Below are 21,758 nucleotides of genomic sequence, written 5' to 3'. Positions count from 1 at the left end.
ACTTAGGGGGTCCGCGCCTTCCCGGCGTCTCTGCCCGTCCCGCACCATGCGGGAGGAGCAATCGGGGACGATCATGCGTATCGGTTTGGGGACGACAGCACTTTCAACGGCGCTCATCGCATGCGCTGCGCCCGCCTGGGCCCAGGGCGCGGAGGCTGTGCGACGCTATGATACGCCCGCCGGTCCCCTCGCCCGAACCCTGACTGTCTTCATCGAACAGAGCCGCCTCCAGATCCTCTATCCGGCGGCTCTGGTGGAAGGCCGAACTTCGCCGGGCCTGAAAGGCGAGTATGGCGCCGAAGCCGGTCTGGCCGCGCTTCTGCGCGATACCGGACTCAGCTTCCGGCGGACCCGGCCCAACGTCTATGTCCTCTTCGATCCGGCGGCGCGCGCGGAACTGATGGATGACCAACTGACCGTGGTGGACGACGTCGTCGTCACCGGAAGCCTGATCCGCGGCGTCGGCGACGGCCCTTCGCCCGTGGTCAGCATCAATCGAGACCAGATGGACCGGGAAGGCCGAGCCACGGTGGCCCAACTGCTCGCCGCCCTGCCGCAGAACTTCGGCGGGACCGCCAATGAGGCGGCGGTAAATAACGGAGCCGACCGGTCCGGGACCAACTCGACCTACGCCAACGGCGTCAACCTGCGCGGGCTGGGCAGCGACGCCACCCTGGTGCTGATCAATGGACGTCGTCTCGCAGGGACCGGCGCCAAGGGCGATTTCGCCGATGTTTCCACGATACCTACTTCAGCGATCAAACGGGTCGATGTCCTCCTCGACGGCGCCTCCGCCCTCTATGGCGCCGACGCCGTGGGCGGCGTCGTCAACATCATCCTGCGCGACGACTTTGACGGCGCGGAAACCCGGGTGCGGGTCGGCGACACCGCCGACGGCGCCAGCGGCGAGTATCAGTTCGGCCAGACCTTTGGCCGGCGCTGGACGACGGGCAACGCTCTGCTCACCTACGAATACTACGACCGCGAAGCCCTCGCCGGATCGGAGAGGCGGCTGGCCAGCGACGCCGATCTGAGATGGCGCGGCGGCACGGACCGTCGCCAGTTCTACAGCAACCCGGGAAACATCGTCGTCTTCGACCCCGCGAGCGGCGGCTATCTTCCGGCCTACGCCATTCCTCCCGGGCAAACCGGCGCAGGGCTGCGACCCGGCGACTTCCTGCCGGGCCAGGTCAATCTCGAGAACCACCGGGCCGGCGTGAACGTCCTGCCGCGGCAGACGCGTCACAGCGCCTACGCCCTGATGCGCCAGGCCTTCGGCGACCGCCTCGAGATTTCCGCCGACGCCCGCTACGGCAAGCGTGACTATGAGACCGTCTCCTTCCCCATCAGCACCCTGCTGACAGTGACCAACGCCAACCCCTGGTTCGTCTCACCGACGGGCGCCCGTTCGCACACGATCGCCTATTCCTTCCAGGGGGAGATTCCCGCGCCGCGCATCAGCGGCGAGGTCGAAAGCCTTGGCGCGAGCATCGGTGGAACGCTGGACCTGTTCGCAGACTGGCGCATGGACGCCTACCTCGCCTATTCCTCCGAGGAGAGCCGCAGCGCCGTCGACGGCGCCCTGCAGTCCACCTATCTGCGCGAGGCGCTCGGCGCGATCGCCGATAATCCCGCCACCACGTTCAGCGCGCCGCGAGACGGCTACCTCAACCCCTTCGGCGACGGCGCGGTCAACTCGTCCGCCGTCCTCGACTTCATCAGCTCCGGCTACACCCGCACCCACAGCCGGACGGAGGTGGGCTCAGCCAATCTCCAGGTCAGCGGTTCCCTTTTGGAGATGCCCGGCGGTCGGCTTCGTCTCGCGGCGGGGCTTTCCTTCCGCAACGAGACCTTCGAGCGCCAGGCCACCGGCTTCACCAGCGGCCTCGCTCCGAATGTCGGCACAGCGATCGAAACCGACCGACAGGTTTCGGCGGCCTTTGGCGAGGTCCGCATCCCCTTCTTCGGGGCCAACAACCGACGCCCAGGTCTCGAACGCCTTGAGCTCTCGTTGGCCGCGCGGTTCGAGGACTATGGCGACGTCGGTCAGACCACCAGCCCCAAGATCGGCCTGGTCTGGGATCCCGTGGACACGCTCCGTTTCAAGGCGAACTACGGCCGATCATTCCGGGCTCCGGCGCTGCGCGAGGTCAATGACGCGCCGAGCGCCAGTCCCTCCATTCTTCCGCGTGGTTCCCAACAGATCCTCTCCATGATCCTCTACGGCGGCAATCCGGACCTGCGTCCCGAAGAGGCGGACACCTGGACCTTAGGCTTCGAGGTTCGCCCGAACGCCCTTCCCGGCCTTCGCATCGGCGTGAACGGCTTCCGGACCGATTTCGAGAACCGGATCGGCCAGCCCGCCCTGGAGAGCATTCTCACAGCCCTGAGCGATCCCGCCCTGGCGCCCTTTGTCAGAACCCTGAACCCCGCTAACAGCGAGGACCTCGCCGCCATCCAGGCCATCCTCGACCTGCCGACCACCGGTCTGCGCGACCAATTCCCGGCCTCGTCCTACGGGGCCATCGTCGACGCCCGTTACGTCAACACGGCGCGGGTCCAGGTGCAGGGGGCCGACCTCAACACCGGCTACAGTTTCTCACAGGGCGAAAACGACTTCGATCTCGGTCTCAACTTCACCTGGCTCGAGCGCTTCGACGCCCAGCCGACGCCGACCTCGCCGACGGTCTCCCAGATGGATCGACCCAACTTCCCGGTCGGCCTGCGGGGCCGGGGCTCGGGATCCTGGTCGCGCGGCGCCTGGTCTGTCTCGCCGTCCGTCAACTTCGTCAACGCTTACCGGAACCTGGTGGGCAAGCGGATCGGCTCCTGGACGACCGCCGACCTGACGGTTCGCTTCGCCCCGGAAGACGGCCTTCTCGCAGGGACGGGCCTCACCCTCACGATACAGAACCTGTTTGATCGCGACCCACCCTTCTACGACGCCCCTGAAGGCGTGGGCTATGACGCCGCCAACGCCAATGTGCTCGGGCGCTTTGTTTCTCTGCAGCTGACGAGGGCCTGGTGATGCGGCGTCCTCTTCTTGCTCTTGTCCTGGCGACATCCGCCGCCTGGCCGGCTTCTGCCCAGACACAGCGCCCCTTCTCGATCGACGACCTGCTCCGTCACGAGGACATCGGGACGACACGGATCAGCCCTGACGGCGCATGGGTCGCGATCGAGCACCAGCGTCCTTATGACCAGGCCGGATCCTATGATCTGTCCACCATGACCAACGCCATGCTCACCGACCTGGAGCTGTATCGCGTCGAGCAGGATCAGGCGCCGATCCGCCTTGCCGCGCCCAGTCACGAGGCCGGCCATTTGACGGGCCCCTTCTCGCCTGACGGCGCCCGCATGGCGGTCTTCCGTGTGACGGCCGACGACCTGCAGCTCGGCGTCCTCACCCTGGCGACCGGCGAGACAGTCTGGCTTCCTTTCACGCCGGAGCTGTCCCAGTTCGGGCAGACGGTCGCCTGGCGCTCGCCGACCGAGCTGGTCTTCATCGCCCGGCCGCGTCACGATCCGCCCGTCGCCATGCGGGTCGGCTTCAAGGTTCAGCAACGCGTGGAACGGTTGTGGCGCACGGCTGCGAGCGGCCATGGCACGAGCGCCGTCTACATCCCCAGCGGACAGGCCCGGCAGTCGCGGACCCGGGCCGAGCCCTCCACCCTGGTTGTTCTCGACGTTCCCACCGGGACGCCCCGGCGACTGGCCCGCGGGGAATGGTTCGACCTCAGGCTCTCGCCTGACGGCCGCCAGGCCGCCCTTCTGGAGGACGCCGAAGATCTTCAGCCCAGACCGGATCGCCCGGTCCGGGTCGGCGATCCCATCCGCCGACGGCGCCTCAACCTCGTGGCGCTCGAGAGCGGCGCCGTCAGAGACCCCCTGCCTGAGCAGGACCTGGCCATGTACCTGATGACCTGGTCGTCCGCCTCCAACGACCTGATCGTTTTCGGCCGTCCCCTAGGCGGCGACTTCGACGAGGACGGCCGATTCTGGACGGTGTCCCCAAACGGGCGCGCCAGGCCGCTCGAACTCGGTCCGCTGGCGCCCTGGGTGCAACGCACCTGGGACGGCGTCGCTATTCCCCTGGCGAGTTGGGACGGCGACCAGCCGATCATTCAGGCCCGAACCGCTGACGGCGCCCGGGTCTGGGCCCGCCCTCGCTCGACCTCATCGCCTCACATTCCAGTCAAGGAGCCCTCGGAGCGGATTGTGGACATTAGTGGACGCGCCGCCATTCAGCGCGCGGACGGGGTCTATCGCTTTGCGCCGGACGGCGCCTTGCTGGCGCGCGGGCAGCTTCGTGACCAGGGGCAGACTGCCGACATGGGCAACCCGGTGCGGTGGAATCCATCGCCTCGGGATATGGGAGCCCGCACCCTGATCGATCAGGCCTGCCTGTCACGGCTCGCCCGACCGGCCCCGGCCTGTCTGACGCCGATGGAACAGGACGAAACCATCCTCGCGGCCAGTCCGAACGCCGACTTCCTTGTCACCCGCCGAACGCAACAGGGCGGAAGCGAAGTTCGACTGAGGACGGCGGAGGGCGTCAAACCTCTCGTCGCGCTCAACAAGGACTGGCCCGACATCGACTGGGGGCGCGTAGTGCCTGTGCCCCACCCCGGGCTCAACGGTGAACCGCTGACGAGTTGGCTTCTCCTGCCTCCTGAGTCAGCCCCGGGCGCCCGTCCGCCAGTCGTGGTCGAGGTCTATCCCGGGACAGCCCCCCGCTCCGCCCCTTCGGCGCTCCTCCCCGGCGGGACCCGGTTGCAGAACAATCCAGGCGTGATCGCGGCGGCGGGCTACGCCGTCCTCATCGTCAGCCTCCCACTTGCGCCGGGTGAGAACCGCCCAGCTGCAAAGATCGCCGACCGCATACTGGTTGCGGTCGACGCCGCCGGCGACCTCGGCCTCGTCGATCCCAGGAGGATCGCCCTCATCGGTCACAGTTTCGGCGGCTACGGCGTTCTCAGCGCCGTGGCCCAAAGCGACCGCTTCAGCGCGGTCATCGCCTCAAACGGATATCCCGACCTGAGCCTCTCTATGCAGCTACCGCCCTTCTTCCGGGTGGCGCCCGAAGAAGGCGTTCCCGTGGGGCAGATGGTCGGGTGGGGCGAAACCGGACAGGCGTCGATCGGCGACTTCGCCACCTCGCCCGGAGCCTACGTCGAAGCCAGCCCCCTTTATCAGGCCGAGGCTATTCGCACCCCTGCCCTGCTGATCGAGTCCGACCTCGACACCCAACGCATGAGCACCCTCTTCAGCGCCCTTTACCGTCGCGATCGGGAAGCAGGTCTCGTGACCTATTTCGGCGAGGGCCACACCTACGCCAGCCCCGGCAATCTAAGAGACCTGCACGCACGCATCCTCGACTGGCTGACGCGATATCTCGGTCCGCCTTGATGTCGGGCGCTCTCAAAGCTGCCGAACCCACCTCACGCCGGTTAAAGACTCCCCGTGAGTTCGCGCGTTCTCCTCGCCAAGTGAGCACCATGGACCGTGAACGGACACCAGGTGGATGTTCGCGGACTGCATCTACAGCCAAGGGCGCCAGAATTCATGGAAGACGCACCAGGGGAAACTGGCCGACCGGCCGCCCAGTACCTGCGTATGTCGACGGACAGGCAGGATGTCTCGCTCGAGTTCCAGGCGCGAGCTATAGCCACCTGGGCCAAGTCTCACGGGTTCCACATCGTGCAGACCTTCACGGACCACGGAATCAGCGGGGTCACCCTGGAAAAGCGGGACGCGCTGAAGGAACTCCTGCGGATCGTGCTGGATGGCCATCCCGGTTTCAGTGCGATCCTTGTCTACGACGTCAGTCGATGGGGACGTTTCCAGAACCCCGATCAAGCGGCCCACTATGAGTTCATGTGCCAGGAGGCGGGCGTCGATGTTGAGTACTGCGCCGAGTCGTTCAGGAATGACGGGACCGCCATGTCGGGACTCATCAAGCACGTCAAACGGACGATGGCTGCTGAGTTCAGTCGTGAGAACAGTCAGCGCATCTCACGAGCCAAGATGGTCCTGCGCGAGCGCAACTTCTGGACCGGCGGTCAGGGTGGCTACGGTTACCGGCGTGCAATCGTTGACGCTGATGGATCAGTCATTCACGTCTGCGACGACGGCGAGAGGTTCGAGAGGCCCGGCTGCCACACCCGACTTGTGCTCGGCCCCATCCACGAAGTGGAGGTCGTCCGACGAATCTTTGCGAGTTATCTCAATCTTGGCGAGAGCTACACCACTGTCGCCAGGACCCTGAACTTAGAAGGATTAGCCTTCAAGGATGGCGGTCTATGGACGGTCGGTCGTGTCCGCGGAGTCCTGAACAATCCCAAATACTGTGGCCGGCTTTCCCTTGGGCGGACGAGACAACGCCTTGGTGAACCGCGCCAGTCGGTCGATCCGAAGCATTGGGTCAAAAGCTCCGCCTGTCCGCCGATCGTTTCGACCGGCCTTTACGACCGGGTCCAGGCGAAAATTCGATGGTGCTCAGAGCAGCCCTCGCGGGCTGACCTCATTCGAGAACTGCAGCGCGTCGCCGCCGAGTGCGGCACGCTCTCCGAGAAGGCGATTTTCGAGAAGAGCATCTACGGCCTCGAGACCTTCCGGGACGCGTTCGGCGGCATGCTCAAGGCCTACAAGGCCTGCGGCTATATCCAGACACCCAAGCAGGCGATGTATTCGGATCGGATCGTCGCCGCGCAGAAGAATCGCCCAACGGAAAAGTTCTCCATCCCTGAGCTCCTGGACATGCTGCGCATGCTTTGGAAACGGCATGGTCGGCTCAGCATGAGTCTTGTGAACATCTCGCCGGACCTGCCGCACTCTTCGACCTACACTCGCCGGTTCGGGTCAATTGCTACAGCCTACGTGGCCATCGGCTACACGCCGTCTGAGCAGCAATTGAAGGTCTCCAAAGTGCGCAACGGACCTGGCAAGCGTTCCAGAGCCTTCGGCCGCCGACGCGGAATGAAAAACGGCGTCCCGCGAACCGGTGTCTGATCGGCATAGCGAAGCGGCTTGACCTAAAGCGACGCCCGCGCAGGCGGGGTAGCCCCTCTGCTCCACCGAGGCGAGAAGGCGTCCATGTCCACATGGATGATCTTGCGAGGGACGGCGTCGTCCATGGAGAACGCCTAGCAAGCCTCGAACAAATAGGAACATTCCTTGTCTGTTCGCATGAACGCCTTCGCCTTTACGGCGTCAGGCCGCCGCCTCCCAGACCCGGTTCAGGACTTGGGCCGCCAGCGCCGCCTTGTCCTGCGGAAGGAAGCGACCGTAATGGTCCGCGACCGTGGCCGGCGTATCCTGAATGGCGTAGCTGGCCTGCTCATAGGAACCCGTTTGCTTCAGCACATGGGTCGCCAGGACATCCCTCACATTGTGAGGCCCATGCGGAAGCAGGCCCGGAATTGCGCCCCTACCCGTATACGGGTTGTAGATTCCGTAGCGCTGAATCACCTGGCGCCAGGCTCCGTAGAAGGTGTGCTGGTTATAGGCGGCGTCGCGACTGGAGGTCTTCACGGTCTTGACGAAGAAGGTGCCGGGATCGCGGGAACCGTTAAGCAGGGCTGATCGGTGACGACCGACATAGGCGTCGATCCAGCGATACAGTCCGCCGAGGTCCGGCAGTAGAAGCCGGAACGGACGCTTGGCGAAGTAGGCCGAGCCGGAGTTCTTGAACGCCACGCAGGGGATGAAGACCTCCCAGCCGCCGTCCCTCTCGCTCCAGCGCAACTCGCCGCATCGCCGGTTCTCAAGCTCTCGCTCCGGCGTCGGCGGACTCCCCCGCGGACGTAGTAGGAGTTGCCGCAGGTTCTTCTGCCTGACCCCGAGATGCAGCCCCAGCCTCAGCATCAGGAAGGACCGAACGGCCTCTGCCGCGGCCCGAGGATAGCGCCTTTCTTCCGGCATCCGACGGAGTACCTCTTCCGTGATCTTGCGATACTCGCCGACAGGACTGGCCGCTTCCAGAATGGGCAGGATGGGTTCGAACGGATCCCGATGGACCCTGGCGACCCGCTCGATCTCCTTGGACCTGGCCAAGGCATGGCGATGCACCTGCTCGCAGGCTCCATCCCAATCCTCACAGATCCGGTCGATCTCTTCCTGAGCGACAACGCCAGGAATGGGACGAAGCCGCTCCGCCAGCCATGGGCTCTGCCTGAGCCACCCCGTCTGGCTGCGCGAGAAGGCTGCGCCAAGCAGGAGCATCTCGCTTTCCCAGCCCGTGAAGAAGCCCCGGCGCCGCTCGCGCCACTGCACATACCAGTCCCAGATCGACGGCAGGACGAGAAGCCCAAAGGTCAGGCCCTCACGGGGCACGCCCAGCCCGCTGACCTCGTCGTCAGGCAGGGCGGCCAGGGCGCCGAACAGCAGCGCCAGATGCTCCTCGCGCTGCGCCGCGGTCTCCGCCCCCCAGACGCCTGAGCGCTGGTAGCCGATGTCCGTGAGCGTCGCCGACTTGAACCGCAGGAGAGCGTCCATCTCGGCCCGCAATTGCGCGGGCGCCGCCAGTTCAGCAGGACCGCTTCCGTCAAAGCGAAGTGCGAACCGATGCTTCGACACGGTCGAATGATAGCGATGATAGGCGGTGCCGCCGGACAGGATGGTCGAACGCACCCAATTCAGGATCTCCTCCTGCTCATCGGCCGATCTCTCGTCGAAGTCATCCGGCAGGTGCCAGGCCAGACGACGGGATTCCGCATACTGCACCTCGGGCGGAACCAGGCCGGAGAGCGCGCGGCGCCGTTGCAGCCGCGACCGCAGATAGCCGGCATCCAGCCGATAGCGATGCTCGATGATGTCGAGGACCTTCAGACTCGCGGGTGTCTGCGGGACCTTCAGGCCTCGCCGCCAGGCCGCGAGGGTGGTCCTGTCCGTCAGCCCGCCCGCGGCCACGATCGCCCGATGCAATCGATGGGAGTTCTCGCCGTGTCGGCGGATCTGGAGATCCAGCGCGGCGTGGAAGTGTTCAGGGTCGTCATGGACCTCCCAGAGGCTGACGGGATGGGTGACGATGGGTAGCGGCGGACGCCCCCTTTTTCTTGGAACAACGCCGGAAACTGGCGAGACGACGACAAGCTTTGACGCGGACACAAAAACTCCACTGGAAACATCGTCTTCTGACGACCTGTGGAGAGACGGTTGCGCGGCCGCCGGACCCTAAAGGTCAGCGCAGAATCTCGAGAAATTTTCAGGCCCAAAAGCCGTACGTCGCAGCGCGCTCGCCGGGGCTAGGTGGTGGTTCCGCTGCCTACCTTGATCGCCAACTTGCAGGTCGCAGGTGTGATCTCCATCTCCCGAAACACGCATTCACAAAGCAGGGTCGCTCATGTCATCGCATGCACAGTATGAGCTAGAATTCGCATTTGATCGTCGCGAGTTCCATTTAAGCTGGATATCTTCCCTGGCTCGCTCTGCACGACGTCTCGACCGGGGTTCCGATCATGCAAGGGATCTTCGCAGCCAAGCCCGAGGGCATATCCGCGCCCTTCGACGCAAGGATCAGCAGATCCAACAGATCAAAGCGCGGTACAGAATTGCATGAGCTAGTGGCAAACTGGCGGACGACCGTCGAGATCAGTCGGAATTGAGCGTCAGGCTGCCCAACTCATCCCCTGTGGCGATCAGGATATCGCCGCCTACCGCCGGGTCGGCGGAGCCTTGGACGAGATCCTCAAAGCGGCGGCGCACCTCCAACAGCGTCCAGTCGGCAGGGTCATGAACCGGTGCCGCCAGGGCGGGCGCCGAAAAGATGGGGTCGTCAAGAAACGCGAACATGTCCTTCGCTGACTTATTGACCTTCCACCCTACCAGCCCTGCGATCAACATGTCGTCCGCATAGGCTTCCCCAGCGACACTCCGCGAGCCTATGGCGGTCAAACGGCCATCAGGAATTTCTTCAAGGATGACCCTGGCGGTCAACCCGGGACTCCACCCCACATCCTCTGCATATACTTTGAAGCCCGACCATTGGGACGTCTCTTCGTCCCGTCCGAACAACAGAAACTCACAGTCCGGAAACACGCGCCGCCGCAATGCGAACTCGTCGCACTTCGTCTTGGCGATGCGGTAAAGACGACCAGCCAATGTCGCGGGCGTCAAAGGAATCAAGTCATTGTTTTCAAAATTATAGTCGCCGAACTGCGCCCCTTCATTGAAGGAATCCTCAAGCGTCGCCTCTCCGTCGGTCCAAGTCAGGAACAAGCCCTTGGTGACCCGATCTATAAACAGGCGGTGTATTTCGCTGGCGAGCGCCACGTTGCCGGCATAGGCGATGCACCAATCAGCGATAGTCCGGTTCGAGTAGCGAACGAAATAGCCGCGCTCGATCCTCGGGATCCGATAGGCCGGCGTGAAGGAGATAATCTTCTTGGCGGTGTCGAAGCTGATAACCTCGTCTGAGACTGAGAGGCGTCCGTCAGCGACGGCCACGATGCGGTCGGGAGCTTTAGCGAACAGGCAACTGGTCATACTGCATGGCTTCTTTCATCGCTTAATCTGGGCCCACTTAGATCGGGGGTGACTCGATAGGCGTAACCCCAAAATACTGTGAAGGACGCGCTCGACATGATCAGGGCGACGTCGGCTGACCGCATCTGGCCCAGAAGCGGCAAGGTCATGGGCGCTGCGCCCACGGCGATCGCTGAGTTACGAGCCCGCTTAGGCGATGCGTCAGCCGCGCCTCCAGATCACCAAGCCCTTGGGTATTGGGGTGGTAGCTCTGATAGCGATGATGAATGACATCGGACGGGACGTCGCCGTGGCTCTGAGCTATGGGGATAACGGTCTTTCCGAGCGTGTGGGCGATCCCAGCTTCGTAGAAGACGTTGGGATTCTTGCCGCTGTAATCGCAGATCACTGCATGACTTCGGAAAATAAGGCTGAACACGTCTTGGATGACGGTCGAGTCATCCCACAGGTCGTCGGCACGCTGAGCGTGGAAATGATCGGTGTTGGCGCAAGCCCGCCTAATCGCTTCATAGACACCGTCGAAGGCTGGGCCGAAGGGCATCATCACGGCGATCAGCCGAGGGTCTTGCGGCGCATCGGGAACACGAAAGACAGACGGTGTGAAACGGATGCTTTGACCTAGGCCAGGCGCCGTTGAGATCGACGGGCCGCCGACGCCGTAAGTATGGTCGATATAGTCTTCTATGATCTTAAGGTTGGCTGGATCGTCGCTGACGAGGTCGCCGATGACCGAGATACAGTTCCCAGCGTAATCGTCGTCGCCATAGCGGAGACTTTGGAGAAGACGGCCGTTCGTGATCCGATGCGGAAGGCCGGTTCTGAATCCGATGGCCTGCCAATCGCTGGCGCTGAACTTCTGGCGAGCAAGCTCCCCGATAGGGACTAGCTTCTTCGCCGTTTCGGGATTGAGGTAAGACATGCAGGTCGGATAGCACTGGTGCACGGCTGATCGAATAGCCGCGGCAAATATTGGCGTGACGGACAAGACTTTCTAGGCGAAGCCTAGTCGCAGCGCGCCCGACAGCTACAGCATCAGCTCCCGGGCGGGACCCGCCGACCGAACCAGTGTTGGAAAGCGGGCCTTCAGAGTGCCCTCCTAAGAGCTATAGCGACACACCTCCTCCCGACGCCGCTCAATCCGGTCGCTCCAATGTCGGGCCCAGGACTCGAGCACCCCGAGCAAAAGCGGACGGTTGCCGCCGGCACTCCACATCAGTCGATGGGCTGAAAGGTCGCGCTCAAGTTCATCTCGGTCCAGCAGTCGGTGCTCCGTCAGCCGCCCCTCCATCAGGAAGGGACGCAGCGCCGGCAGGCTCGACAGAAGAACGTGACCGTAAAAAACGCTCAGGTCGCCCTTGTCCCGCCGCTCGGTGATCAGGGCCGGCAGACGATCAGCGAAGGCGAGGCGCGCCAGTCCTCGATCTCGTACGCCCGCTAGAAGTTGGTCAGCCGGCACGGCCAAGGCATGTTCCATGACGGGTTGGCTGAGCAAGGGATGGACAAGGTCGGCGGCTCTCGCGCGTTGACAGTCCCCCCAGAACAACTGGCAGTTGGCCAGGCGGAGGATCTGGCCTCGCTTGCCGGGCGGCAGGTCTTCAGAGTTTTCCAGCCAGGGGTGGTCTCGTGCGCGCGCTGGATGGGCTCGTCCCCCTCCCAAGGCTAGCGCGGCCACGGTCCAGGCCGAGTGTCGCGTCCAGCGCCCGACCTCGGCCCAGTAGGCGGGTTCGAAACCCTTCCAGCCCCTGCGCCTGCGCCGATCGACGACCACCTGAGGATCCGGTGCCTGGAAGAAGACCGCATCGCCGCCCTGGCCGGTCATCAGCCCTGTCGCCTTCCCCGCTCGCAGCCGATCCGCCATCTCCTGGTCGTAAGCCGTATCGACCCCGTGCAGGGCAGGACGGACGCCCCACCCCAGAGGTTCGAGTTGCTCGGGCGTGATCGGCGCAACAGGCTTTCGAACCACCTCGAGGTAAAGCCCGCTCATCCGGGCGCTTGCCAAGGCATAGGCGCGCTCGTCGCCCTCGGCCCAATCTCCGTAATAGTTGACGAAGCGGGCGCCTTCGGCCCGACCGGCAGCAGCCAGGCTGCTCGATACAATCGCCGAGTCCAGACCGCCCGAGATTTCGCCAACCAAGCTCGTCTGGCCATCTGCTTCCGCTGCAACCGCCTCGTCCACCACGCTCCGAAGCGCCAGGGGCGAAGGATCGACGCGACGTGTCCGCCAGATGTCGGCCGGTCGCCAGACAGGATGCCGGGCCATGGTTCGGCCCACGATTGCATATTCCCCCGGCGCAACCGCCGTCAGACCTTTCAACGGTGGCTGATCGCTCACCAGACCAGGCTGCTCGGCGATCTCGCCGAGGCATTCCCAGTCGATCGCCAGGGCGGCGGGCAGCAGGACATCCGCCTCTGGCGCAGGCTGGTCGGCCGCCAACCTTAACCCGCCCCTCTGCCAGGTCAGGCAATCGACGGCGCCGCTGGGGTCCCGCAGCACCGCGAGGTCTCCGGCGTCCGTACGCCAGACCAGCACATACCGTCCCCAGCCGCCGGTCACGGCCGCCCGGGCGAGTTCGTCGGAACCGCGGCTGCCGCCGATCAGGGCCGAAAGAGCCTGACCGTAGGGCCGATAGGTTCCGATGAGGACGCAGCGACGGTGGACGAGACAAACCTTGGGCGGACGCCCGGGTCCGACGAAGACCTCCATATCCTCGATCGCCAAGACAGAGCGCCACCCTGCCTGCTCCAGACCCCGACGCCCGGCTTCCAGGACAAGACGATCCGCCGCGTCTCCGCCCGGCGACTGGATGATCATATAGCCGCTGTCTGAAGGTCTCATCGGCGATAGATCGGCGTATAGGCCGCCAGGCGTTCGACATCGTCGTTCAGACAGAGGTCGTCCAGTTGGACCCAGCAGTGGGCCATGAAAGGCCAGAGGCGCACCCCGAAGACCCAGTCAGCTTCCAGCCCCCGTTCATTCAGAAACCGCATCAGGAGGGCCGATCGCACCAGACATTCGCCCTCGATCGGCAGCCAGGGCGCCATACGCCAGAAGGCGCGCGCCGCTTCAGCGACATGGGTTGGCGTCCGGTCGCCGCCCGGTCCGTCCACGAGCGCGAGATAGCTGGTCACCCCCGCCCCTTTCCGGATTGCGCGGACGGCCAAGGCCGACGTCGCCGCCCCCAGCCACATTCCAATCGTGGGAGAGCGCTTGGGGCGCTGATAGATGACGGTCGCCGTCGGACGCGGGGGCAGCGGCGGCCGCTCTGGGGCCGGCCCCGTCGCAAGAAGCCCCGCCGCGCCAAGGATGGAGAGCGTTGCGGCGTCCGTGAATTCGCCATCTCCAGCGCCGCCGCCTCCGGCAGGCAGAGGTAATCGTCTCCAGCCAGATCCAGAATGATCAGGGCGTCGCCTACCGCCACAGCATGGACGTCAGGTCTGAGCACAGCCGCCATTGTCATCTCCCATGGTCGCGAGGACGCCGCCTGAAGGGCGACGTCCTCGGCCGTGTCAGCGAGTCGCGCCGTTCATTTCCCAGCGTTGGACCGGGATGAGTTCGAAGTGACCGTCGGGGGAATCCGCTCGAGTCTGCTGCTCGGCGCCGCCGAGCCGTACGATGTCGGCGCGGGCGCCGAGGTCGTCGTAACGGTAGACGGGATTGAGCTCGGCCTTCTCGATGCCGATCTCGGCGCGGGTATGGACGGCGGCCGATCCGAGGCGGATCAGGCCGGACAGGGTCTTCAACATGACAGTACCTCCTTGGGCCGGCGCGGAATGCGCCGGCACGACCAGGGGGCGCCGGACCCTCTCTATATGAAAGCTATATTCACTCTATACTTTGACCTGACCGCCTCATGGCGTTCGCAATGTTGACCGAAGCCGACATTCGATCTTCGTGGTAGCGGACCAGAGCCCTTCTGAACTCAAGCCCTCGACTGGCGTCAAGCAGGCCTTCAAGACGCCCCACCTGTTCGGGTTCGAGCGGGGCCGCCGCAGCCTCCACAAGCCGGACAGGACGCAGGCGCGTGGCGGCCAGACGATGGGCGCGGATCAGAACCCGGTTTCCCGACCGCGCCGTCACACAGGCGAAGACCTGCTCCAGTCGCTCAGCGAGCGACCCCTCCGGTCTTTCGACGCGTTCGATCGACGCCGCGGCTGGGAGATCGACCGCCCATAGAACAAGGCGCTGATGATAGTCGTAGAGCTCGACGACGTCGGTCGCCGCAAGGCTGGGAGCGAAATAGCCTCGTCCGGGCCAGTGCTCGATGACGCCCTCGCCGGCGAGGCGCGCGAGCGCCTCCCTGACCGGCGTGGGGCTCAGCCCCAGTTCCTGGGCCAGACTGGTGATGACCAGGGGCATGCCCGAACCGAAACGCCCTTCACCGGCGAACCCCGCCAGAGCCGACAGCGCCTGATGATAGGGATCGCGCATTCTCATGGCCGCCTCTCGTCGCCCCAAAGATATTCACGCCATTGCGACCAATAACCGCACAATACTTTCGCTTCGGCGCAAGTTTTCAGGACCCGTTACTTTCCCGACTTTCATTTGAGTCAGCACTGGCCCATTTTTCAACCCGCAGAGGCGCCGGGATCCGGATCAGAACGTCTCGTCAGCGGGGAGAGAGCCGGACCATGGGACCGGAAAAACGCCAATCCCAAGCCGCCACGCTTTCGGCGTCGCTTCGCCTGATCCGGATGCACCGCCGCATGCGGACGGCCGATGTCGCCGAGAAGATGGGGATGCGACCCCGGACCTATGAGCTGTTCGAAGCCGGCAAGGGCAAGGTCCATCACGAACGCATCCATCGCTTCGCCCGGGTCACGGATTCCGACCCCTACGCCATATTCACGGCCATGGCCTTCGGGTCGCCGGAGTTCGCCCTGAGGGCGGCGGACAACAAGCTGGTGGAGATTCTCGTGGTGGCCCTGCATGCTCTGGACGAGGACATGGGGGACGGCATCAGCGAACTGGATGGACGCACCATCATCAACACCGTGACCCGGGCCTTCAAGGAACTGGCTCTGCAGGCGGTCCGTCGCGACGAAGCCGCCAACGCCTGGCTGAAACAAAGGCTCGAGAAGCTGATTCCGCCGGACCTGGCGGACGACGAGTCCACGACCGAGGACGAGGCGCCGTAAATCTCGCGCCGCGAAGTTGCGGGCTGGCCGCAAGCGCGCATCCCGGATGTGCTGGCCTCATGCACCAGCTCTCCCCTCCGCCGCGCCCTGCGAGCGCCCTGACGGAACGTCAGCGTCAGTGCCTGGTCCTGGCCGCCGACGGCCTGACCTCCGCCCGGATAGGCGCGGTCCTGGGCCTGTCTCCACGCACCATCGACGAACACCTCGCGGAGGCCTGCCGACTGCTGGGCGTGAGAACGCGCATCCAGGCCGTGGCCCGCTTTGCGGCCGCTGCGCCAGACGTCCGAGATGACGCCACCGTAGACCTGCGACAGCGGATCAGCGGGTCGATGCTCAGGGCCCGGCGCGGCTGAATAGCGCTCCAACCGGGAGCACGATCTTGCTGGACCTCGCCACCATTCTCATCCTCGCCCAGACCTGCGCGCCCCAGGCGGCGCCCCGGACCCTGGCCGCGGTCGCCTATGCTGAAAGCCGGTTCGATCCTCTGGCGATCGGCGTCAATCGCGGACCACGGCCGGCACGGCGCCCCCGCGACGCCGGCGACGCCGCCCGGATCGCGCGCGATCTCCTTCAACGCGGCGCCAACCTCGATCTGGGGGTGGCGCAGATCAACAGCGACAACCTGGACTGGCTCGGCCTGACCCCGGAAGCCGCCTTCGATCCCTGCCGCAACCTCGCCGCAGCCGCCGTAGTTCTCCAGGCCGGCTACCGGCCGCAGGAAGGCGAAACGCCTCAGCAGAGCCTGAGAGTCGCCTTCTCACGATACAATACCGGACATCCCGGCCGGGGTTTCCGCAACGGCTATGTCGCCAGGGTAGAGGCCGCCGCCGAAGCTCTGGGCCTTGTCGAGGCCGGCCCTGAAATCCCTCCGCCGCCCGCATTCGCCGACGCGCCGCAGCCGCCCGTCGCCGCCTGGGATGTCTTCGGGCGCGCGCGTTCGGCCGAGCCCCTTGTCTTCGCATCCATCGAAAACTCACGGGGAGGTCAGAGATGACTGCTCACACCGCCCGCGCGCGACGGCTCTGCGCCCTCGCCCTCATCGCCGGCGCCTTCAGCCTCCTGCTGGTTCAGCCCGCCTTCGCCTCGGCCAATGTCGAGGGCCTGTTGCAAAACGTGGTCGACATGCTGACAGGCAATACGGCTCGCCTGCTCGCAGTGCTGGCGGTCGTGGTGGTCGGCATCCTCTGGATGTTCGGCCTGTTCGATCTCCGGCGCGCCGCCATCGTCGTGCTCGGCATCATCGTCGTTTTCGGCGCAGCCGAGATCGTCAATCTGATCACCGGCGGTGCCTGATGAGCCCGGCCGCCTCCCTCCTGGCCCTCGGCGCTGCAGGAACCGCCTCCATCCTCGGACTGGCGCTTGGCCGACGGCTGATCTCACCCGTGCGCTTCGCCCAGATCGTGGGCGGCCTGGGTTGCGGCCTTGTCGTCGCTCTCACCACGACCCGCCTCTTGTCCGGGGGCGGACATGGCTGAAGAGCGCCTCGCTGAAGACCCGCTGTTCCTGGCCTGTACGCGCCCCGCCATGGTCATGGGCGTCCCCATGGAGGCTATGGGCGTCAATGTCATCGTCTCCGGGCTCGTCTTCCTGATCGGCGGCAGCCTGGTCTATCTGCTCGTCGCGCCCGCCCTGCACCTGGTGTTTCGCGCCATCTGCCGGACCGACCACAACGCCTTCCGGCTTCTGTTCGTCTATGTCGACACCAAGGGTCGGGCGCGCAACGGCGCCCTCTGGGGCGGAAGCTCGCCCTCGCCCCTTCCTCTGGTCCGCCGCTACCGCGCCGCGGAGCTGACCCGTGGCTGAGGGCGGGATCAGCACCAACCGCCTCGGGCGTGAAGGCGACGCCCGATCGAACCTGCCCTATGCGCGGCACGTCAACGACCATGTCGTGGCCCTCGACAGCGGCGCCCTCATGCTCGTTTTCAGGATCGAGGGCGCGAGCTTCGAGACGGCCGACGCCCGCGACCTCAACGACTGGCATGTCAAACTCAACCAGGCCTGGCGCAATCTCGCCGACGAGCAGTTCGCCGTCTGGCATCACCTGATCCGTCGCCGCGTCGAGCTTGAGCCCTCCACCGGCTACCGATCCGCCTTCGCCGCCGAGCTGGGCGCAGCCTATGACGCCCGGACCGCCACCACGCCCCTGTGGGTCAATGAGCTCTTCGTCACCCTGGTCCTGCACCCGGGCCGCGATCCGTCCAACCGAACGGCCGCCCTGATGCGGCGACTGCGGGCGGCCCGCCGCGAAGACCCGGATCCCGACCTGATCCCCCTGCGCCGGATCGAGGAGGCGGGGCGCGACCTCGCCCAGTATCTGGACCGCTACGCCCCGCGCCGATTGGGTCTCTATGAGCGGAACGGCCTCTGGTTCTCGGAGCCCATGGAGATCATGGGCCTGGTCCTGACCGGGTGCCGTTCCCCGGCTCCGATCGTCTACGGTCATCTCGGCGCCGCCCTTTATACGACGCGGGCCATCTTCGGCCGCGAGACCCTCGAGCTGAGGGACGTGGCCGCCGCCCGCTACGCCGGCGTACTCGCCATCAAGGAGTATCCGGCCACAACCCGTCCGGGCCTCTGGAACGCCCTGCTCAGCGCCCGCTTCAGCTTCGTCGTCACCCAGTCCTTCGCCTTCCTGTCCAAGGCCTCCGCCCGGGCCGTGATGGAGCGCAAGCAGAACCAGATGGTCTCGGCCCGCGACCGGGCGGGATCCCAGATCACCGGACTGTCGGAGGCGCTGGACGAACTGACGAGCAACCGCTTTGTCATGGGCGAACACCAGGCCTCGGTCCTTATCTATGGCGACACGCCGACGGCCCTGGCGGACCATCTGTCCATGGCGCGCGCCCTTCTGGCGGATTCAGGCCTGGTGGTGGCGCGCGAAGACCTCGGTCTCGAGGCCGCCTTCTGGTCCCAGTTTCCGGGTGCCTTTGCACGACGGACCCGCCCGGCGGCCATCACCTCGCGCAACTTCGCGGCGCTCGCCCCCTTCCACGCCCATCCGGTCGGCAAGGCGGCCGGGAACCATTGGGGGCCTGCCGTCGCCGCCCTGAGAACGACCGCGGGCTCGCCCTTCTACTTCAACTTCCATGTCGGCGATCTGGGCCACACCTTCATCTGCGGCCCGTCCGGCTCCGGCAAGACGGTCGTGCAGAACTTCATGCTGGCTCAGCTGGAGCGCTTCGACGCCCAACAGATCTTCATCGACAAGGACCGGGGCGCCGAGATCTTCGTGCGCGCCAGCGGGGGGACCTATCTGGCCCTGGCCAACGGCGAGCCGACCGGCTTCGCGCCCTTCAAGGCCCTGCCCCCGTCACCCCATAACCGCGCCTTCCTCGTCCGCCTGGTCCGGGCCCTGGTCAACCGCCCGGACGAAACCCTGACGGCGGCCCAGGCGCGGGCGATCGATCACGGCGTCGCGGCGCTGGAGGCCCTTCCCCGCCGGCAGCGCTCCATCGCCGCCCTGAGAAGCCTTCTGGGCCAGGGCGACGCCGGAGGCGTCGGGGCCCGGCTCGAACGCTGGCAGCGCGGGGGCCCGCTCGGCTGGGTCCTCGACAATGACGAGGACGCCCTGAGCCTGGACGCCTCGTTGGTCGGCTTCGACATCACCCAGGTGCTTGACCATGACGAGGCCCGAACCCCGGCCATGCTCTACCTCTTCCACCGCATCGCCGAACGGGTGGACGGGCGCCGACTGGTCCTCGACATCGATGAGTTCTGGAAGGTCCTCGGCGATCCCGCCTTCACGGACCTGGCCCAGGACGGCCTGAAGACCTGGCGCAAGCAGAACGCCTTGATGGTGTTCGGCACCCAGTCGCCAGCCGACGTCCTGCGCTCGCCGATCGCCCACGCCGTCCTCGAACAGTGCGCGACCAAGATCTTCCTGCCCAACGCCCATGCCCAGGCGGCCGACTATGTGGACGGCTTCGGCCTGAGCGAGGCCGAGTTCCATCTGGTTCGGGACGTCCTGACGCCCGAGTCCCATCGCTTCCTGGTCAAACAGGGCCACGACAGCGTGGTGGTCGAACTCGACCTCAGCGGCATGGACGACGCCCTCGCCGTCCTCTCGGGCCGGACCGAAACCGTGGCCCTGCTCAACCGGCTCCGCACCGAAACGGGCGACGACTACGCGCAATGGCGCGACCTCTTTCATGCCCAGAGGAGAGCTTCATGACGTCCCGTCCGCTCGCGGCCCTGATCAGCGCCGCCCTCCTGTTCGCAGCCCCGGCGGCCCAGGCCCAGCACATCGTCCACGACCCGACCGCCTATGCCAAACTGGTCGAAGACGCCCGCACCGCCCTGCAGCAACTGCGGGCCCTGCAGGCCCAGGTCGAACAGGGCCAGGCCCTGTTCGACAGCCTGAACGCCGTCTCCGACGTCAACGCCCTGGCCGGCTTCCTCGGTCTGCCCGAGGTCCGCAATCCCCTTCCGGAGCTTCGCGCCCTGCGGGCGGCGGCGGACGGAGACCTGAGGGCGCTCGGCGATCTCGCGGATCGCGCCGACGCCATCCGCCGCGAGACCCGCCTCTTCACCCCGCCCTCCGGCGACCTTCCGACGGCAGAGGCCTATTACCGCGACAGCCTCGAACGCGCGGGGGCCCGGACAGCCCGGGATCTGGCTATCGGGGAAGCGGTGAGCCAGGCCTCCGACCAGAGGCTCGAGGGCCTGGAAACCCTCCGCCGCGCCCTCGACGTCGCCCCCAACGCCCGCGCCGTCATGGATCTCGAGGCCCGCCTCGCGGCTGAACAGGCCCTGATCCAGAACGAACAGCTCCGTCTTCAGGGGCTTGCCCTGACCCAGGCCGCGGAAGCCCGACTGGAGGAACAGCGCGCCCGCGAACAGGCGGAAGCGGCAAGGTCGGCGCGCCAGGCCCTCTATGAGCGGGCCTTCCAATGATCCGCCGGACCGCCCTCCTGGCCGTCGCCGCCCTCGGGGCCTGCTCGCAGCCGCCACGAGACGCCGAAAGCTTCGCGCGTGCGCCGGAGGCCGCCGCCCGGGTGGTGGCGGATTGCGATGCAGGTCGCACTGACCGTGAATGCGACGCCGCCCGCCTGGGCCTGGCTGAAACCCGGCGTCGGGCGCGGATGGCCGCCTATGCCCAGACCATTCGGGAGCCCTGACGATGGCGTTCCGGGTCTTCGAGCCGAGCTATGACTTCATCGACGGCCGTCTGAATGAGTTCCTCGGCAGCCGCCTGTCCGCCGTAATCGCCGAGGTCGACGGCCCTCTGAGGATCGCCCTCGTCCTCTATGTGGTCCTCTACGGCTTCGCCATCCTGCGCGGCGCCATCAGCGAGCCTGTGATGGATTTCGCCGTCCGCTCGATCAAGCTGGCCCTCATCTACGCCCTGGCGACGACAACCGCCTATTCCAGCTTCGTCACCGAGCCGCTCTTCACGGGTCTTCCCAATGTCCTGACCCGCGCGGTCAGCGGGGCCGAGGCGCCGAGCGTCGGCGCCGCCTTCGACCAGTTCTTCGCCTATGCGGCCTGGCTGGGCGAGGACATCGCTCGCGACGCCTCGGCCTTCAACCCCGGCCCCTATGTCATCGCGGCGGCGGTCTTCATCATCGGCGCCCTGGCCGCGGCCCTGGGCTTCGGCGTGGTCCTGGTCGCCAAACTGGCCCTGGCCCTGCTCGTGACCCTGGGTCCGATCTTCATCGCCTGCGCCCTGTTCGACGCCACCCGCCGCTTCTTCTTCGGCTGGCTGAGCCAGGCGGTGAACTACCTCGTTCTGTTCGCCCTGATGATCGTCATCTTCCAGCTCGTCCTCTCCCTGGTGAGGGATCAATGGGGCTCGATCCAGGGCGCCGACCCCATGATCGGCGGCCTCATCTTCATCGCCCTATGCCTGCTCGGCGCGATCTTCTTCCTGCAGACCCCGGCCATAGCCGCGGGCGTCGCGGGCGGCGCCAGCGCCGGCCTGGCCGATTTCGCCAACGCCGCAACCCTGGGAGCCGGCGGCTCGGGCGGCGCCCGCGGGCCGCAGGAAGCCAGCCGCCAGCCGCCCAGGGGCGGCGGAACCATCCGACCCAACGGAGCCTGACATGTCCCTTCGCTTCCTCCTGCCCCTGACGTGCTCTCTGGGGGCCACCCTCCTCGGGAGCTGCGCCTCCCTGCCCGCTCCGGCGCTGCCGACCTGC

At 66.0% G+C, this 21,758-nt stretch carries 20 protein-coding genes; 13 read left to right on the top strand and 7 right to left on the bottom strand.

Annotated features, from left to right (window positions below; translation table 11 throughout):
• The first annotated feature begins 73 nt into the window (after positions 1-73).
• From IFE19_RS03385 to IFE19_RS03375, 3 genes are all read left to right on the top strand, one after another.
• Positions 74-3,028, top strand: a complete 2,955-nt coding sequence (locus IFE19_RS03385; protein WP_207825666.1) for a TonB-dependent receptor — start codon at positions 74-76, stop codon at positions 3,026-3,028.
• Complete coding sequence (locus IFE19_RS03380; protein ID WP_207825664.1) at positions 3,028-5,409, top strand: S9 family peptidase; 2,382 nt, start codon at positions 3,028-3,030, stop codon at positions 5,407-5,409. Before IFE19_RS03385 ends, IFE19_RS03380 begins: the two co-directional genes overlap by 1 nt.
• Positions 5,410-5,565: 156 nt before the next feature.
• A complete protein-coding gene (locus tag IFE19_RS03375) occupies positions 5,566-7,011 on the top strand; it encodes a recombinase family protein (RefSeq protein WP_207825663.1) in 1,446 nt (481 codons plus the stop codon).
• A 201-nt stretch (positions 7,012-7,212) separates the two neighbouring features.
• Here the strand turns inward: IFE19_RS03375 and IFE19_RS17530 are convergent, their stop codons facing one another.
• The 7 genes from IFE19_RS17530 to IFE19_RS03340 form a co-directional block, all read right to left on the bottom strand.
• The gene (locus IFE19_RS17530) at positions 7,213-8,925 is read right to left on the bottom strand and encodes a hypothetical protein (protein WP_225910376.1); all 1,713 of its coding nucleotides are present in this window, start codon (positions 8,923-8,925) and stop codon (positions 7,213-7,215) included.
• Positions 8,926-9,591: 666 nt separating this feature from the next.
• Complete coding sequence (locus IFE19_RS03365) at positions 9,592-10,485, bottom strand: hypothetical protein (protein ID WP_207825661.1); 894 nt, start codon at positions 10,483-10,485, stop codon at positions 9,592-9,594.
• 145 nt (positions 10,486-10,630) lie between these two features.
• Positions 10,631-11,404, bottom strand: coding sequence for a hypothetical protein (locus IFE19_RS03360; RefSeq protein WP_207825659.1), 774 nt, complete (start codon positions 11,402-11,404; stop codon positions 10,631-10,633).
• Between the two features lie 177 nt (positions 11,405-11,581).
• Entirely contained in the window at positions 11,582-13,297 is a 1,716-nt protein-coding gene (locus tag IFE19_RS03355) for an asparagine synthase-related protein (RefSeq protein WP_207825657.1), read from the bottom strand.
• Positions 13,298-13,317: 20 nt separating this feature from the next.
• Positions 13,318-13,614 carry a lasso peptide biosynthesis B2 protein gene (locus IFE19_RS03350; RefSeq protein WP_207825655.1) on the bottom strand — a complete coding sequence of 99 codons (297 nt, stop codon included), beginning with the start codon at positions 13,612-13,614 and terminating at the stop codon, positions 13,318-13,320.
• A 378-nt stretch (positions 13,615-13,992) separates the two neighbouring features.
• A complete protein-coding gene (locus IFE19_RS03345) occupies positions 13,993-14,229 on the bottom strand; it encodes a hypothetical protein (protein ID WP_207825654.1) in 237 nt (78 codons plus the stop codon).
• A 79-nt stretch (positions 14,230-14,308) separates the two neighbouring features.
• Positions 14,309-14,914: a GntR family transcriptional regulator gene (locus IFE19_RS03340; RefSeq protein ID WP_207825652.1), complete on the bottom strand. Its 606-nt coding sequence runs from the start codon at positions 14,912-14,914 to the stop codon at positions 14,309-14,311.
• Between the two features lie 200 nt (positions 14,915-15,114).
• Here IFE19_RS03340 and IFE19_RS03335 point away from each other — a divergent pair, with 200 nt between their 5' ends.
• From IFE19_RS03335 to IFE19_RS03290, 10 genes are read left to right on the top strand one after another with little or no spacing between them, the layout of a single operon-like run.
• On the top strand, positions 15,115-15,621 hold the full coding sequence (locus tag IFE19_RS03335; protein WP_207825650.1) for a helix-turn-helix domain-containing protein: 507 nt from the start codon (positions 15,115-15,117) through the stop codon (positions 15,619-15,621).
• A 59-nt stretch (positions 15,622-15,680) separates the two neighbouring features.
• On the top strand, positions 15,681-15,974 hold the full coding sequence (locus IFE19_RS03330; RefSeq protein ID WP_207825648.1) for a helix-turn-helix domain-containing protein: 294 nt from the start codon (positions 15,681-15,683) through the stop codon (positions 15,972-15,974).
• Between the two features lie 26 nt (positions 15,975-16,000).
• The gene (locus IFE19_RS03325) at positions 16,001-16,615 is read left to right on the top strand and encodes a lytic transglycosylase domain-containing protein (protein WP_225910374.1); all 615 of its coding nucleotides are present in this window, start codon (positions 16,001-16,003) and stop codon (positions 16,613-16,615) included.
• Positions 16,612-16,914: a TrbC/VirB2 family protein gene (locus IFE19_RS03320; protein WP_207825647.1), complete on the top strand. Its 303-nt coding sequence runs from the start codon at positions 16,612-16,614 to the stop codon at positions 16,912-16,914. The genes IFE19_RS03325 and IFE19_RS03320 overlap by 4 nt, the downstream gene beginning before the upstream one ends.
• Complete coding sequence (locus IFE19_RS03315; protein WP_207825646.1) at positions 16,914-17,096, top strand: hypothetical protein; 183 nt, start codon at positions 16,914-16,916, stop codon at positions 17,094-17,096. The genes IFE19_RS03320 and IFE19_RS03315 overlap by 1 nt, the downstream gene beginning before the upstream one ends.
• A complete protein-coding gene (locus IFE19_RS03310; protein WP_207825645.1) occupies positions 17,089-17,424 on the top strand; it encodes a type IV secretion system protein VirB3 in 336 nt (111 codons plus the stop codon). The genes IFE19_RS03315 and IFE19_RS03310 overlap by 8 nt, the downstream gene beginning before the upstream one ends.
• Complete coding sequence (locus IFE19_RS03305; protein ID WP_207825643.1) at positions 17,417-19,792, top strand: VirB4 family type IV secretion/conjugal transfer ATPase; 2,376 nt, start codon at positions 17,417-17,419, stop codon at positions 19,790-19,792. Before IFE19_RS03310 ends, IFE19_RS03305 begins: the two co-directional genes overlap by 8 nt.
• On the top strand, positions 19,789-20,514 hold the full coding sequence (locus IFE19_RS03300) for a type IV secretion system protein (protein WP_207825642.1): 726 nt from the start codon (positions 19,789-19,791) through the stop codon (positions 20,512-20,514). The genes IFE19_RS03305 and IFE19_RS03300 overlap by 4 nt, the downstream gene beginning before the upstream one ends.
• Positions 20,511-20,738 carry a hypothetical protein gene (locus tag IFE19_RS03295; RefSeq protein ID WP_207825641.1) on the top strand — a complete coding sequence of 76 codons (228 nt, stop codon included), beginning with the start codon at positions 20,511-20,513 and terminating at the stop codon, positions 20,736-20,738. The genes IFE19_RS03300 and IFE19_RS03295 overlap by 4 nt, the downstream gene beginning before the upstream one ends.
• A gap of 2 nt (positions 20,739-20,740) precedes the next feature.
• Positions 20,741-21,661, top strand: coding sequence for a type IV secretion system protein (locus IFE19_RS03290; RefSeq protein ID WP_207825640.1), 921 nt, complete (start codon positions 20,741-20,743; stop codon positions 21,659-21,661).
• Positions 21,662-21,758 lie beyond the last annotated feature (97 nt).

The sequence above is a fragment of the Brevundimonas pondensis genome, from assembly GCF_017487345.1.
In the GTDB taxonomy this organism is placed as follows: Bacteria; Pseudomonadota; Alphaproteobacteria; order Caulobacterales; family Caulobacteraceae; genus Brevundimonas; species Brevundimonas pondensis.
This window is presented reverse-complemented; position numbering and strand designations above follow the sequence as displayed.

Bases quoted from the DNA above. Each gene is read 5' to 3' on its own strand.
- IFE19_RS03340 (WP_207825652.1), bottom strand. From the start codon at position 14,914: ATGCGCGATCCCTATCATCAGGCGCTGTCGGCTCTGGCGGGGTTCGCC.
- IFE19_RS03385 (WP_207825666.1), top strand. From the start codon at position 74: ATGCGTATCGGTTTGGGGACGACAGCACTTTCAACGGCGCTCATCGCA.
- IFE19_RS03315 (WP_207825646.1), top strand. From the start codon at position 16,914: ATGAGCCCGGCCGCCTCCCTCCTGGCCCTCGGCGCTGCAGGAACCGCC.
- IFE19_RS03375 (WP_207825663.1), top strand. From the start codon at position 5,566: ATGGAAGACGCACCAGGGGAAACTGGCCGACCGGCCGCCCAGTACCTG.
- IFE19_RS03360 (WP_207825659.1), bottom strand. From the start codon at position 11,404: ATGTCTTACCTCAATCCCGAAACGGCGAAGAAGCTAGTCCCTATCGGG.
- IFE19_RS03365 (WP_207825661.1), bottom strand. From the start codon at position 10,485: ATGACCAGTTGCCTGTTCGCTAAAGCTCCCGACCGCATCGTGGCCGTC.
- IFE19_RS03290 (WP_207825640.1), top strand. From the start codon at position 20,741: ATGGCGTTCCGGGTCTTCGAGCCGAGCTATGACTTCATCGACGGCCGT.
- IFE19_RS03330 (WP_207825648.1), top strand. From the start codon at position 15,681: ATGCACCAGCTCTCCCCTCCGCCGCGCCCTGCGAGCGCCCTGACGGAA.
- IFE19_RS03345 (WP_207825654.1), bottom strand. From the start codon at position 14,229: ATGTTGAAGACCCTGTCCGGCCTGATCCGCCTCGGATCGGCCGCCGTC.
- IFE19_RS03300 (WP_207825642.1), top strand. From the start codon at position 19,789: ATGACGTCCCGTCCGCTCGCGGCCCTGATCAGCGCCGCCCTCCTGTTC.
- IFE19_RS03380 (WP_207825664.1), top strand. From the start codon at position 3,028: ATGCGGCGTCCTCTTCTTGCTCTTGTCCTGGCGACATCCGCCGCCTGG.
- IFE19_RS03320 (WP_207825647.1), top strand. From the start codon at position 16,612: ATGACTGCTCACACCGCCCGCGCGCGACGGCTCTGCGCCCTCGCCCTC.
- IFE19_RS03355 (WP_207825657.1), bottom strand. From the start codon at position 13,297: ATGATCATCCAGTCGCCGGGCGGAGACGCGGCGGATCGTCTTGTCCTG.
- IFE19_RS03335 (WP_207825650.1), top strand. From the start codon at position 15,115: ATGGGACCGGAAAAACGCCAATCCCAAGCCGCCACGCTTTCGGCGTCG.
- IFE19_RS03310 (WP_207825645.1), top strand. From the start codon at position 17,089: ATGGCTGAAGAGCGCCTCGCTGAAGACCCGCTGTTCCTGGCCTGTACG.
- IFE19_RS03295 (WP_207825641.1), top strand. From the start codon at position 20,511: ATGATCCGCCGGACCGCCCTCCTGGCCGTCGCCGCCCTCGGGGCCTGC.